This window comes from Anaerotignum sp., assembly GCF_017483025.1.
In the GTDB taxonomy this organism is placed as follows: domain Bacteria; phylum Bacillota; class Clostridia; order Lachnospirales; family Anaerotignaceae; genus Anaerotignum_A.
Map to the genome: position 1 here is coordinate 1 of NZ_JAFUMA010000098.1, position 12935 is coordinate 12935.

The window sequence follows — 12935 nt, forward strand, 5'->3', positions numbered from 1 at the left end:
GAGGATTTGAGAAGATATCCCGAAAACAAAGAAACATGAAAATGGCGAAAAACCTTGCAATATTGGGCATTTGAGAAGAAATACAAGACTTATATGGAGATATAAGACGATGATAAAAATACTATTTATTTGCCACGGCAATATCTGCCGTTCCCCCATGGCGGAATACCTCTTCCGCGACATGATACAGAAAAAAGGTCTTTCCGAGTGTTTCCATATTGCCTCTGCAGCCACCAGCCGCGAAGAGATCGGCAATGGCGTTTATCCCCCTGCCAAACGAAAACTGTCCTCAGTCGGAATCTCCTGCAACATGCACCATGCCAGACAGGTGACTAAAGCTGATTATAACGAATATGATTATCTTCTCGTTGCAGAACGCTACAATATCCCCAACCTGATGCGTCAGATCAAGGAAGACCCGGACCATAAAGTATATCGTCTTCTAGATTTTTCCAACCATCCCAGAGATATTGCTGACCCTTGGTACACAGGCGATTTCGATATCACTTATGACGATATCATGGAAGGCCTGGAAGCTTTTCTGAAACATCTGAAAAAAGAAGGAAAATTATAAAAAAGGCATCCTTTCGGATGCCTTTTTCATTGCTTTACAGTTATTTTCTTTCAGCCGAATCAGCCTCGCTTCGTATCCCAGAAACTCATTATAACGGAAAGACTCTTTTCTCCCATTCGCCATTCGGCAACAAAAATGAAACGGATACATCTCCAGAACCACTCCATGCCGAATTTGTCGCGTGATATAAGTGTAATCCTTTAGCAGCGCCCGCTCCCGAATAATGATCTCACTCCCCACATGCAATCCCTTCTGCAAAGCGATCTCCCTCAGCCATGTATTCCGCCACATTCTCATCTCTCTCATATCGTTCTCCCCTTTCATATTACGATTTTTCCGTAATCATTCTACAAAAAATTTAATTTACTCTCTCATTGAGATCATAATACTACGTTTTAACCGTAATTGTCAACGGTTTTTCCGTAATTTGTTTTAAAATCTCTTGCATTTTTACGTTTTAACCGTATAATAATAAATAAGGAGGTGATTCCATGAATGATAGAAACAGCAAATCCATCCTCGCCAAAAATATCCGTCATTACATGGAATTGAACAACAAAAGCAGAAACGATATGTGCGAAGCCCTGGGCGTAAAATATACCACCCTTACTGACTGGGTCAACGGCAAAACATATCCCCGTATTGATAAAATCGAATTGATGGCAAACTATTTCGGTATCAAAAAATCTGATCTGGTTGAGGATCGCGTAAAACTTCCGCCCGATGCCATCCCCTTTGTGCCCCGCCCTACGATTTCCATTCCCATCGTAGGTGTTGTCAATTGCGGCATGCCCCTTCTGGCAGAGGATAACATCGAAGGCTATCACGAGACCCCCGCCGATGATATTACTACAGGGGAGACTTATTTCTGGCTTCGCGCCAAAGGGGACAGCATGGCCAATATCGGCATTCATGAAGGCGATCTGCTTCTCATTCGCCAGCAAAACGATGTAGACAGCGGCGATATTGCCGTAGTCTCCATCAACGGGAACGATGCCACCCTGAAACGAGTCATCAAAAAGCAAAACGCCATCGTGCTGCAGCCGGAAAACCCCGCCTATGAAATGAAGATCTTCGTGGGCAAGGAAATGGAGGAAGTCCACATCCGCGGGCGGTTGATGAAATTGGAGAAAAGATTCTAAACAGTCTGCAAAAAGAAAACCCTGTCTTTCGACAGGGTCTTTTTTATTATCATTTTGTGCCTCCGGCGAGGGTTCCCTCCCTTCGGGAGTGGTCAAAAAGAAATACCCTCTTCGTTTATTTCTTTTCTTGCATGATTTCGATAACCTTCATATCTACGCCATCCAGTGCTTCGTGGCTCAGTTTTGCCAGATTTTTCGCTGTATCTTCTGCTTTTGTGCTATTGATACCGTCAGTTACGGGAATGAAGCTGCCATCCATAGAGTACATTGCTGCGTAAACTGCTTCACCTGCGCAAGCTGCAACCTTAACCGCACAGCCGCCTTTTGCGCCGTCGCAGAAGATACCGGCTACGGAACCCATCATGTTCTGTACTGCGCCGTCGATCTGTTCATATGTACCGCCCAACATATATGTCATACCAGCCGCAGAGCCTGTACCTGCTACCATAGCGCCACAAACAGGGCTCAGTCGGCCAACATGTTTCTTCATGTACATGATCATCAGCATTGCCATAAATTCTGCTCTCAGCAGTTTTTCTTCAGGAATACCCATCTTGTCTGCGAAAACAGCCATAGGCAGTGTTGTGGAAATACCCTGGTTGCCGCTGCCGCAGAATGTCATAACAGAACCGCTGCCGCCCCACATACGGAAGTCTGCTGCTGCTGCAGGGATACTTCTTACTGCGTTCACAACGTCATTGCTCATCATACCTTTGCTGATCAGGTTCTGGATAGTAGGGCCTACGCCAAAGCAGTATTTCTTTTCCATACCGATCTTAGCGATTTCCATATTCATATCAATAGCTTCTTTGATGAACTGCAGATCGGCCACATCCACTTCATTTGCCCAGTCGTAGAATTCTTTGAATGTATGCTGTGTAACATCAAAGCCGCCTTCTTCTTTCACTTCAGCCACTTCTTCTGTTTTTCTGTCATCTACCAGCACTTTACCGTCTTTTTCTGCAAATACCATGTTATCATGGGCATCTTCTGTAATGGTATGAGCTGTTTCGCTGCCGCTTGTTGCTGTACATTCAATATAGAAGCCGCTGCTCTTCAGAACCTTTACAGTTACCATGCCTGCTTTAACCAGTTCCTGTGCTTTTGTTACGTGTTCAGGCTTGATATCAGCACAGATTTCCATTGTATTACCGGGTTTTGCCAACAGACTGCCCAGTACACATGCCAATTCGATGCCGCATGTACCTGTATTGGGGATCTGTACGCTGTAAGCGTTTTTGAAAATATTGGAGCTGATCACCATATCCAATTTTTCAGCTGGGTTTGCCAACATTTCGCATGTTCTGGAAACTGCCAGTGCGATAGCAACGGGTTCTGTACAGCCCATGCTGGGTTTCATTTCGGCTTTAATTGCATTGATTACTACGTTCATATCCATAACTCTCTTCCTCCTGTATCTCTCAAAATCATTTTTACGATTTTTTGTTCTATATTGTATATACAGCAAGATTCGTGCCAAATAAAAACCGCCTATTTTCGGCGGTCTTTCTTTTGTGATTTCTCAATCATGAGAAATAAAATTTATTCCATTCAGATTACATTTTTCTCTTGTACGTCAAGCATGTACAAATAATAAGCCCTGTCTCTATTCAAGCGAAAGCTGTTTTGTTTTCCCATAAAATACAAATGGTTCTGTATACACAAATTTATTCTCAATTTTGATAACAATTCTCAGATTCGAGAATTACAATAGGTCATATTTTTTTAATTTACGATACAAAGTAGCACGGCTGATCTGCAATGCTTCTGCAAGCGCATTTTTTTCTTCCAGCGTCGCGCCTTTCTTGATCATGCTGCCAAGCACGCGCTTTTCATATTCCCCTACGATCTCATCCAGAGACCAGTCCTCATATCCCTTGCTGGAACGCAGAACGATATGATCCGGCAGGTCGGAAAGCTGTATCTTCTCCCCTTCTGTAATATTTGCCAGATATTCGATGATATTCTTCAGTTCACGCACATTCCCCGGCCAGTTATAGCTGACAAGGGTCTGCAGCGCCTCTGGAGAGACCCCAAGCATATTTTTCCCCAGCTTCTGATTATAATAAGCAATATAATATTCGATCAGAGATGGCAGATCCTCTTTTCGCTTGCGTAAAGGCGGCAACTCGATAGGGATGATATTCAGGCGATAATAAAGATCTTCTCGGAACGTACCCTCTTCCACCATCTGCTCGATATTTTTATTTGTTGCACAGATAACACGGATATCAATGGGGATCGGCTTCGTGCCGCCAATACGTTCCACTACGCTTTCCTGCAGCACGCGCAGCAGCTTTGTCTGCACATGGAGAGGCATATCGCCGATTTCATCCAGAAAAATGGTGCTGCCATCAGCCAGTTCGAATTTACCGATAGAACCATGCTTTTTCGCCCCTGTAAAAGCACCTTCCTCATAGCCAAATAATTCACTTTCCACCAGATTTTCCGGAATCGCAGCACAGTTGATGGAGATCATCAGCTTATCATGTCTGTCACTGAGGGCGTGGATCATTTTCGCCATCAGTTCCTTACCGGTGCCGCTTTCCCCTCTCAAAAATACAGTGGAATTGGATTTTGCGACCTTCTGCCCAATACGGATGGCCTCCTGCATACGAGGACTTTTCCCTACAAAAGACCAGTCGTTTTTCGCCTCATGGACTACCTTCAATTGCTGTTCCAAGCGTTCTTTCACTTCATCCGTATATAGCTTGCTTTCCAGCAGCACAGACATATATTTCAAAAATTCTCCCATTTGCCCTCTGTTTGCCAGCAGTTTTTTTCTCTGCTCCTCTTCAAAGGCAATGATAGAAATAATACCTACAACAGCACCTTCCTTAAAAATGGGATATGCTACATTTGCCAATTCCTTGCAGGTAAATCGTTTTTCGCACACCTTGCAGTTCTCATCCATAGAGGCATCGGTGATGATACCATTTTCCCCAGACTGTAAAATCTGGTTGAAGAAGTTGCCATGGGTCACAGTTTTGCCGATCTCATCGGCATAGCTGCCCGTCCCCGCCACACGGATCAATTCATTATCCACGACGGTTACATCTGCCTCCAGAATAGAGGCGATGGCCTGTACATAGGCCTGTATGAAAGACTGTATCTTCATCAAAGCAGTCATATGATCACTCCTTTTCTCATTTTTAAGAATAGCATACTTTCCTTTTCCGTACAATAAAAAACAGAGAGACACTCGTTCTCTCTGTTTTTGCTATTCTAAAAAACTTATCAAATTTTTGTTTCTTCATCCAGAATGTTTTCTTCGTGGTAATTCTTTTCTGCTCTGTGCTCATTCAGAACCACCTGTGCGATATTCATCGCATGGTCAGATACACGTTCCAGATTGCCCAGCAGATCCAGGAAATGGATACCAGCATTTACGCTGCATTCTGCATTGGACAGACGAGTGATGTGGCCTGCACGCAGTGTTTTTTCCATTTTGTCAACCTGATCTTCCAGGAATGCGGTCTTCACTGCATAGCTGATATCATCCAGTTCCAGAGCCTTGATGGCGTTATCGTAAGAACCAAGAGTTGCTTTGGACATTTCTTCCAGTTCTTCCAGAGCCATTTCGGAGAAGGAAACACCCTCCTGTTTCATCTGTTCAGCCAATTCTACTACGTTTTCAGCATGGTCACCGATACGTTCCATATCACTGATCGTATTCAACAGGCTTGTAACCATTTCGTTATCTTTGTCATTCAGATGGTGCATACACAGTTCCACCAGATATTCGGAAACGCTGTCACAAACCTTATTGATTGTACCTTCTCTCTGTTTTACTTCTGCAATCTTGTTTTCGTCGTGGTCTTTTAATGTTACCAGCGCCATAGACAGGTTTTCTCTTGCAATACGACCCAGTCTGATCGTTTCAAGTTTCGCACCTTCTACAGCAACGGAAGGTGTAGACATCATACGTTTGTCCAGGTGTACCAGCTGTGCTTCGTCTGTTGTTTCCACCTCTGTGATACCATTTACCTTCATGGCTACTTTGATGATCAAACCACTGAAAGGTACCAGAATAACAGTTGTACCAATATTGAAGGCTGTATGGATCGCGGAAATCTGCGTCATTGTAATGATGCCTTCACCCAGGGAAGGATCTGCCTTCGCAAATACAACCAATGCAATAATACTAAACAGCACTGTACCGATAATATTGAATGTCAGGTGCATAGTACCTACACATTTCGCGTTTTTGCTTGCGCCAACAGAGCTCATAATAGCTGTTACACAAGTACCAATATTCTGACCCATGATAATGAATACTGCCGCTTTTGTAGGAACCAGACCGGCAGAAGCCAGGGACAGCAGAATACCCTGAGAAGCAGAGGAGCTCTGGATGATGGCTGTTACACCGGCACCGGCCAAAATACCCAGAAAAGGATTTGCACCCATAGAAACGAATGCCGTTTTGAATACTTCAGATTCTCTCAAAGGTTTTACTGCATCAGACATTGTACTCATACCGATGAACAGAATACCGAAGCCGATAATGATAGCAGCAATATCTTTGCTTTTTGCTTTCTTACCTACCAGAGAAATAATCACACCGATCATAACCGCCAGAGGTGCCAGTGTAGAAGGGCTGAACATTTTTGCCCATTCTGCAGAGGATACCAGCCAGCCGGTGATCGTTGTACCGATATTCGCACCCATGATTACGCTGATGGCCTGTGTCAGATTCATCAGACCAGCATTAACGAAGCCGACAACCATGACCGTTGTGGCAGAAGAACTCTGGATAATGGCTGTAACCAGCGCACCCAGTGCGATGCCCATCAGTTTGTTCTGCGTCAGCACCTCAAGAATCTTCTTCATTTTAGAGCCTGCTGCATTTTGCAGACCGTCCGCCATGATGTTCATACCATAAATGAACATTGCAAGGCCACCAATAAAGGGGATTACCATTGCACTCATATTTTTCCTCCAATTTTTCTGTTTACGATTGTTAACTTTTCTTAAAAGGTGTGTTAAATCTTTTCACGCCATTGATAATGATATCATAAAGAAAATTGCTCCGCAATCAAAATTCGACTCTTTTTGGCAAATTCCACCGAATTCACAGAATTCTTAAGTTTTTCTTTATTGCCGTTGTGATTTCAGCACGAGTTTTGTAAAATCGATGTTAAATCCAATTTAATTTTTCCCAAAATCTTCCTATCCCATGCATCAAAAAAAGCCCGTGAAATCAACATTTCGCAGGCTTTTTTCTTTACATTTTCTTTACTTTATTTTCACATGTTCTTTACTGGATCATTCGGCAGAACAAACCCGCCGCCGGCAACATATTCCCCGTCATACAGCACCAAAGACTGCCCGGGGGTGATGGCCCTCTGGGGTTCGTCAAACGTTACCTCCAGAATATCATCGTCAACCATTTTCACCGTACACCATGCCGCTTTATGGGCATAGCGGATCTTTGCCTGAAAACGCATACCATCCTCAAATTTTTCATAGGCCATATGCGCCAGGTTACCCGCATAGAGCTTCGTCTGGAACAAGGCCCCATTATCACACAGACGCACCTGGTTCTTTTCTGCATCCACACCATAAACAAATACAGGCTTGCCCAAAGCAATACCCAGACCTTTTCTCTGCCCTACGGTATAATGGATGAGGCCTTTATGCTTGCCCAGCACCTTGCCTTCCATATCCACGAAATCACCAGGTTTGGCTTTATAGTTGCCCTCTCTTTCGATAAAAGCGACATAATCTCCATCAGGGATAAAACAGATATCCTGACTGTCACCTTTTTTCGCTACAAAACCATCGATCTTTTCTGCAATAGCACGAACTTCGTCTTTATTGTATTCACCAATGGGCAGCAGCATTGCCTGCAGCTGTTCCTGAGTCAGGCGATAGAGGGCATACGTCTGGTCTTTCACCGCTGTGATGGAGTTTCTGATGGCATATCTGCCTGTTTTGGGGTGCTTTTCAATACGGGCATAATGGCCCGTAGCAATGTGCTCTGCCCCCATTTCGCGGGCTTTCTCCAGCAAAGCCTGTCCTTTTACAAGTCTGTTGCAGACAATACAGGGATTGGGCGTCAGACCCTTCTGATACTGTTCCATAAAATCATTCACAACACATTCACGGAATTCCTTTTTGAAATCCAGAACTTCGAAGGGGATACCGATATTTCCCGCTACCCTTCTGGCATCTTCGATGGCCTTTTGGCTGCCCTCCCCGGGCCACATTTCCATGGTCACACCGATCACATCATAGCCCTGTTCTTTCAAAAGGTAGGCGGCAACAGTGCTGTCTACGCCCCCGCTCAGCCCCACGATGACTTTTCCTTTACTCATTCTCATTCACCTCGTTTCAGAAGTTCTTTCAACAAACGGAGTCCGTTTTTGGAACGTTCTCTCTTGTCCTTCATCACGATTTTCCGCGTATAGGCAAAGGTTTTTGCCTCCCCTTCCTCCGCCAGCATTTTTAGTAGTTTATCCAACAGAGCAAGGCTTTCGGGGTGTATCACTTCCTGCACACGCTTGCTTTTCTGATGATATTTCCAGGGACTTGCGTCCGTGTAGTTTTCCTTCTGATAAACCTTACAGGCAGCGATACGATCCATAAACATCTCCACCACATAACGCACAGGCATTTTCATGCCGATGAGCAATTTCTCGGAAGTACCGGGCATGGTATAGTCGATCCAGTATTCAAAATGGTGCTTGTTTCTGCCCTTATGGTGCAGCCAGGAAGAAGAATAGCCCCTGGCTTCCTTCTCAGCATTGTTAGGACTTCTGTCCCCCTGGAAATATTTCGCCCCCACCAGAAATTCCGTTGGACTGTATTTGGATAAATCGTGGGTCAGCCCCTGCCAGTAAAGGCCGACTTTAAAGCAGCCCTCCCGCACTAGTTTTCTATGATATGTAATCGTCTGAAAATGCTCTTTGATTTTCATATGTATCCCTCCCTAAAGAAGAAGCCCCAATTCTGGGGAATTGAGGCCTCTGTAAGGTCGTTTGTTTCTTATTTTGTCAGTTTGGAGATTGCTTTGAAATGAGGTGTGCCTGCACCCTGAACCATTTCATACAGCGCGCCTTCGCATGTTGTTACATATGCACCTTCCTGTGTCGCTCTCTGGATCGCATATTCTTTGTTGTAAACCATTCTGGAACCTACACAGTCAGCCACGATAAACACGCGGAAGCCTTCGCCCAGCAGGTCGATGATGCTCTGCAGCACGCAGATGTGCGCCTCTACGCCGCAAACCAGGATTGTCTTTTTGCCCTGTGCTTTCACCCATGCAACAAATTCTTCACAGCCCATAGCAGAGAAGGACATTTTTTCAATATGTGTAAATTCGCCCAGTGCCTCTTTGATAGGTGCTACTGTATCGCCCAGACCTTTTGTGTACTGCTGTGTGACAGCCATGGGTACGCCCAGTTCTTTCAGGCCAGCCACAAATGTAGCGGATTTTGCTACGATTTCTTCGTTGTTTGCGATAGCGGGAACCAGTTTTTCCTGGAAGTCGATGATCAGAGCCGCTGTATCTTCTGCATAAATTCTCATTGTAAATTCCTCCTGATAGATAAAGTTTCTGTTCTTTTGGGGATGAAAACCAAAATTTCCACATATCCTCCCATTATTCTCTTTCATTGTATCCTATCAGAAGAAAATTGTCCACCTTTTTCCGCTTACATGAATTTTCGCATATGCTGTAATGCAGATTTTTCCAAACGGGAAACCTGTGCCTGACTGATGCCGATTTCCGTACTGACTTCCGTCTGGGTTTTTCCTTCGAAAAACCGCAGATTCACGATTTTCTTTTCCCGTTCGGAAAGGTGATGCATGGCTTCGTTCAGGGAAAGATTTTCCAGCCAGAGCTTGTCCCCATTCTTCTCATCGCTGACCTGGTCCATCACAAAAAGGGTATCCCCGCCATCGTGGTAGATGGGCTCAAAGAGAGACACGGGGTCTTGTATGGCGTCCATCGCCATGACGATATTTTCTCTAGAAAGTCCCATTTCCTTGGCGATCTCTTCGATGCTGGGTTCCTTTTCATTTTGGGCCATCAGCCGCTCCTTTACCTGCAGGGCTTTATAGGCTGTGTCCCGCAAAGAACGACTGACCCGAATGGTGTTGTTATCCCTTAAATATCTGCGTATCTCCCCAATGATCATGGGGCAGAAATAGGTTGAAGGCATCACATCCATTTCAATATTGAAATTGTCTATCGCCTTGATGAGCCCCACCACTCCAATCTGAAACAAATCGTCCATATTTTCATTTCGGTTTTCGAATCGCTTGATGATGCTCAGCACCAGCCGCAGATTCCCTTCGATGAGCTGCTGCCGTGCATTTTCGTCTCCTGCTCTGCATTTTATGAATAATTCCCTTGCTTCTGTCCCTGTCAGGACAGGCAGGGAAGCTGTATTTACGCCGCTGATTTCCACCTTGCCGTAATAAGCCATCCTCTCACTCCGTTCGTTCAAAGATATATTTATAAAATCCCCTCACGAAGATAGAAATATACGAAACAAATCTCGCCTTTTTTGTGTATGAAAACAGCTGCTTTCGCACAATTTAAGAAAAAAAATGAAAGGATGATTTGATGCAGGTCACAGAAAACAGGGATGCCATTTCATCTACCCAGCCTATCCGTGAAAGTACCCATATCATCAGTAGGAACGGGCGCAGCGGGAACCAGCAGTTCATCGACCGCGGCTTCGGCAAAATGAAAAATACAGATTTTGAGCCATTACATTACGCTGATACATGAAAAAAGCCTCCATCCGGAGGCTCTTTTCACATTAATTTACTCATTTCCTTTTTCAGTCTGCTCATAATTTTCTTTTCCAATCTGGAAATGTAGGATTGAGAGATACCAAGGATATCTGCCACTTCCTTCTGGGTCTTTTCCTCCGTTTCGGGAAGAATGCCAAATCGCATCTCTACGATCTTCCGCTCCCGCCCGCTCAGCTTCTGCATGGCGTTGTTGAGCAGTTCTCTGTCCACTTCTTCCTCGATATTTTTGGTAATAACATCATTTTCTGTCCCCAAAATATCTGACAGAAGCAGTTCGTTTCCTTCCCAGTCCACATTCAGCGGCTCATCGATGGAAACTTCCGATTTTGTCTTACTATTGCGTCGCAGATACATCAAAATCTCATTTTCAATGCAGCGGGAAGCGTAAGTCGCCAGTTTGATTTTTTTATCAACTTTAAAAGTGTTGATGGCTTTAATTAAGCCAATCGTCCCAATAGAGATGAGGTCTTCCACATTGATGCCCGTATTCTCAAATTTCCGCGCAATATAGACCACCAGCCGCAAATTCCTTTCGATGAGGACAGACTTTACTGTTACATCATCTTCACCGCCCAATTGTTCCAGAAGGACCGCTTCTTCCTCCGTCTTCAGCGGCGGCGGGAACACATCGCTCCCCCCAATATAAAAAATCCCTTCTTTCTTTTTAATAAATTTTCTCAACAATCGTTCCAGATGATATTTTGCAAGAAAAAGAAGATATTTCCATTCCTTCATCGTTACTCCTCCTCTAATAAACAGGGCGGCACCAGCCCTTCGTATGCCCCTGTAAATGCTTCCATAGAAATGCCTACAAAAATATTTTTATGCACAATACTTTGCTCTCCAAAAGATAAAATCAATTTTTTCGCCCGTATGCCCCACAATTTGCCATCCGGGTTACCCAAGCTGGTAAAGGGAAGGTATTCCAGTCCTTCCATCTGTCCGGAAAGGATGCGAATACTTTCCTCTGCCGTAAAAAGAGGCAACAATGCATTGATTTCCAAAACGGCTACGCCTCGACCATCCCTTTGCCGCAAGCCGTTGCCTGTGTCTATCAGAGCGCGCCCCTCTGCGCGCTTTTCCCGCCAGAAAACAGCCACAGTACAAAACTCCCGCCTCCGCTGGATATGGCTTTCGATCCACTTCGCGCCCCATTTCAGCAGAAGATACGACATGAAAACTGCCCAGGGCAATAGCCACCAAGGATAGGCCTTTTCTATGACCATTCCCTGCCCAAAAATCTTTTGCGCCTGCGTCAGGGTAAAAAGCACGTTCACTCCTCCGCCCATGAGGAAGGATACCAAAAGAGCCGCCCCCAACAGCCGCAGGAAGTTTCGCCCGCTTTTCGGAAAATAAGCAGACAGCAGACCAATTACCAAAAGCAATATCGACAGCAGAAAGCCACCATTTTTCCGAAAAAAGCAAAGCCACAGGCAATACAACACCGCCGATAAAAATCCGCCTAAAATAGCACGCCATCGTCTCGCCCGAAAGCCACAAAGCCGCCCCGCCGACCAAAGCAGAAAGCTATCCATGCCCCAGGTCACAAAAAAGACTACATCTATGTAAATCGTTGGTTCCATGTTTTTCCTCCATGCCTTTGATTATAGAACGCAGGGACAGCGAAACCTGTCGTTTTTGCTGAATGGCAACAAAAAAAACGCCGACAAAAGTCGACGCTTTTTGAGCAGACATATTCAATTATTCTGTTTCTTCACAAACATTCGGTCTGTCAGGGAATACGATCATGCCGTAACCATTCAGCGCCGCCAGTTTCTGCATCAGCGCTTCTGTACCGGCTTCCTTTTGGAAGTCCATTTCTTCCTTGTACAAAGGCATCACGCAGTACATATTGATCTGTGTATTGTCCTCTGTGCGGAACATACTGATATTTTCCTGCAAAGCCCCCAGCATGGCGCCGCAAAGCTTTGTGCTATCGTCATAGGGCACACATTCTGCAGAGTTAGGCAGAGTATGACCCCAGCCCAGCCATGTTTTGAATTCGTGAGGGAATCTGGCCAGATACTTCATCAGGCGTACAGGCCACCAGAGATGGTCAGGCACGTCCTTGTCTGTTTCATAGCCGGTAAGGATATCCCATTCCGCAGGCAAAAACAGCAGTAGCTCTGCTCTTTCCAGGTCCTTATACATGGGCAGGAATTCCTGAGGCAGGTTCATGGGCATAGCGCTCATGCCCGCTGTATAGATCACATGGAAATCCTTCTTTGTAGGTGCTTTCATTACGAAAACATTCACCTGCAGAAATTCGGAGTCAATTTCACGATATACTCTTGTCACACGATGGGGAAACAGACCTTCCATATGCTGACAGATTTCTCGTTCAGAGGTCGTCACTGTGGCAGGTAGGCGTTATGTTCTCTGATCCATGTCGCAGTATTCATAAACATATTTTTTCATTTCTTCGGACATTTCTTATGCCTCATTACCAAACA

Annotated in this window: 14 protein-coding genes; 3 read left to right on the forward strand and 11 right to left on the reverse strand. The window is 44.9% G+C overall.

Translation table 11 applies throughout. From position 1 onward, the window contains the following. Nucleotides 1-109 precede the first annotated feature (109 nt). Entirely contained in the window at nucleotides 110-574 is a 465-nt protein-coding gene (locus tag IJ369_RS08440) for a low molecular weight protein-tyrosine-phosphatase (RefSeq protein ID WP_290718077.1), read from the forward strand. Here the strand turns inward: IJ369_RS08440 and IJ369_RS08445 are convergent. Continuing rightward, nucleotides 569-880, reverse strand: coding sequence for a hypothetical protein (locus IJ369_RS08445; protein ID WP_290718079.1), 312 nt, complete (start codon nucleotides 878-880; stop codon nucleotides 569-571). The two genes, IJ369_RS08440 and IJ369_RS08445, sit on opposite strands and share 6 nt — an antisense overlap. 185 nt (nucleotides 881-1065) lie before the next feature. Here IJ369_RS08445 and IJ369_RS08450 point away from each other — a divergent pair, with 185 nt between their 5' ends. Next, a complete protein-coding gene (locus tag IJ369_RS08450; protein ID WP_290718081.1) occupies nucleotides 1066-1716 on the forward strand; it encodes a LexA family protein in 651 nt (216 codons plus the stop codon). Nucleotides 1717-1831: 115 nt separating this feature from the next. Here IJ369_RS08450 and IJ369_RS08455 read toward each other — a convergent pair whose 3' ends face one another. The 7 genes from IJ369_RS08455 to sigG form a co-directional block, all read right to left on the reverse strand. Beyond that, nucleotides 1832-3115 (reverse strand): L-cysteine desulfidase family protein, encoded by a 1284-nt coding sequence (locus IJ369_RS08455; RefSeq protein WP_290718083.1) that lies wholly within the window; start codon nucleotides 3113-3115, stop codon nucleotides 1832-1834. 306 nt (nucleotides 3116-3421) lie between these two features. After that, nucleotides 3422-4846 (reverse strand): sigma-54 interaction domain-containing protein, encoded by a 1425-nt coding sequence (locus IJ369_RS08460; RefSeq protein ID WP_290718085.1) that lies wholly within the window; start codon nucleotides 4844-4846, stop codon nucleotides 3422-3424. Nucleotides 4847-4953: 107 nt separating this feature from the next. After that, nucleotides 4954-6645 (reverse strand): Na/Pi cotransporter family protein, encoded by a 1692-nt coding sequence (locus tag IJ369_RS08465; RefSeq protein ID WP_290718086.1) that lies wholly within the window; start codon nucleotides 6643-6645, stop codon nucleotides 4954-4956. 317 nt (nucleotides 6646-6962) lie between these two features. Next, nucleotides 6963-8033: a tRNA 2-thiouridine(34) synthase MnmA gene (gene mnmA, locus IJ369_RS08470; protein WP_290718088.1), complete on the reverse strand. Its 1071-nt coding sequence runs from the start codon at nucleotides 8031-8033 to the stop codon at nucleotides 6963-6965. A gap of 2 nt (nucleotides 8034-8035) precedes the next feature. Next, complete coding sequence (locus IJ369_RS08475; RefSeq protein ID WP_290718090.1) at nucleotides 8036-8635, reverse strand: DUF5662 family protein; 600 nt, start codon at nucleotides 8633-8635, stop codon at nucleotides 8036-8038. A gap of 68 nt (nucleotides 8636-8703) precedes the next feature. Continuing rightward, complete coding sequence (locus tag IJ369_RS08480) at nucleotides 8704-9246, reverse strand: isochorismatase family protein (protein WP_290718091.1); 543 nt, start codon at nucleotides 9244-9246, stop codon at nucleotides 8704-8706. Between the two features lie 125 nt (nucleotides 9247-9371). Beyond that, entirely contained in the window at nucleotides 9372-10148 is a 777-nt protein-coding gene (sigG, locus tag IJ369_RS08485) for an RNA polymerase sporulation sigma factor SigG (RefSeq protein ID WP_290718093.1), read from the reverse strand. A gap of 140 nt (nucleotides 10149-10288) precedes the next feature. On the opposite strand from sigG, the gene IJ369_RS08490 reads away from it, so the two are divergent. Continuing rightward, nucleotides 10289-10456: a hypothetical protein gene (locus IJ369_RS08490; RefSeq protein ID WP_290718095.1), complete on the forward strand. Its 168-nt coding sequence runs from the start codon at nucleotides 10289-10291 to the stop codon at nucleotides 10454-10456. Between the two features lie 26 nt (nucleotides 10457-10482). Here the strand turns inward: IJ369_RS08490 and sigE are convergent, their stop codons facing one another. The 3 genes from sigE to IJ369_RS08505 all read right to left on the reverse strand — a co-directional run bounded on the left by sigE (nucleotide 10483) and on the right by IJ369_RS08505 (nucleotide 12804). Continuing rightward, a complete protein-coding gene (gene sigE / locus IJ369_RS08495; protein WP_290718097.1) occupies nucleotides 10483-11217 on the reverse strand; it encodes an RNA polymerase sporulation sigma factor SigE in 735 nt (244 codons plus the stop codon). Between the two features lie 2 nt (nucleotides 11218-11219). Then, nucleotides 11220-12065, reverse strand: coding sequence for a sigma-E processing peptidase SpoIIGA (locus tag IJ369_RS08500; protein WP_290718099.1), 846 nt, complete (start codon nucleotides 12063-12065; stop codon nucleotides 11220-11222). A 118-nt stretch (nucleotides 12066-12183) separates the two neighbouring features. Beyond that, nucleotides 12184-12804, reverse strand: coding sequence for a suppressor of fused domain protein (locus tag IJ369_RS08505; protein ID WP_290718102.1), 621 nt, complete (start codon nucleotides 12802-12804; stop codon nucleotides 12184-12186). Nucleotides 12805-12935 lie beyond the last annotated feature (131 nt).

Bases quoted from the DNA above. Each gene is read 5' to 3' on its own strand.
- IJ369_RS08460 (WP_290718085.1), bottom strand. From the start codon at position 4,846: ATGACTGCTTTGATGAAGATACAGTCTTTCATACAGGCCTATGTACAG.
- IJ369_RS08465 (WP_290718086.1), bottom strand. From the start codon at position 6,645: ATGAGTGCAATGGTAATCCCCTTTATTGGTGGCCTTGCAATGTTCATT.
- IJ369_RS08490 (WP_290718095.1), top strand. From the start codon at position 10,289: ATGCAGGTCACAGAAAACAGGGATGCCATTTCATCTACCCAGCCTATC.
- IJ369_RS08455 (WP_290718083.1), bottom strand. From the start codon at position 3,115: ATGGATATGAACGTAGTAATCAATGCAATTAAAGCCGAAATGAAACCC.
- IJ369_RS08500 (WP_290718099.1), bottom strand. From the start codon at position 12,065: ATGGAACCAACGATTTACATAGATGTAGTCTTTTTTGTGACCTGGGGC.
- IJ369_RS08505 (WP_290718102.1), bottom strand. From the start codon at position 12,804: ATGGAAGGTCTGTTTCCCCATCGTGTGACAAGAGTATATCGTGAAATT.
- mnmA (WP_290718088.1), bottom strand. From the start codon at position 8,033: ATGAGTAAAGGAAAAGTCATCGTGGGGCTGAGCGGGGGCGTAGACAGC.
- sigE (WP_290718097.1), bottom strand. From the start codon at position 11,217: ATGAAGGAATGGAAATATCTTCTTTTTCTTGCAAAATATCATCTGGAA.
- IJ369_RS08480 (WP_290718091.1), bottom strand. From the start codon at position 9,246: ATGAGAATTTATGCAGAAGATACAGCGGCTCTGATCATCGACTTCCAG.
- IJ369_RS08440 (WP_290718077.1), top strand. From the start codon at position 110: ATGATAAAAATACTATTTATTTGCCACGGCAATATCTGCCGTTCCCCC.
- IJ369_RS08475 (WP_290718090.1), bottom strand. From the start codon at position 8,635: ATGAAAATCAAAGAGCATTTTCAGACGATTACATATCATAGAAAACTA.
- IJ369_RS08450 (WP_290718081.1), top strand. From the start codon at position 1,066: ATGAATGATAGAAACAGCAAATCCATCCTCGCCAAAAATATCCGTCAT.
- sigG (WP_290718093.1), bottom strand. From the start codon at position 10,148: ATGGCTTATTACGGCAAGGTGGAAATCAGCGGCGTAAATACAGCTTCC.
- IJ369_RS08445 (WP_290718079.1), bottom strand. From the start codon at position 880: ATGAGAGAGATGAGAATGTGGCGGAATACATGGCTGAGGGAGATCGCT.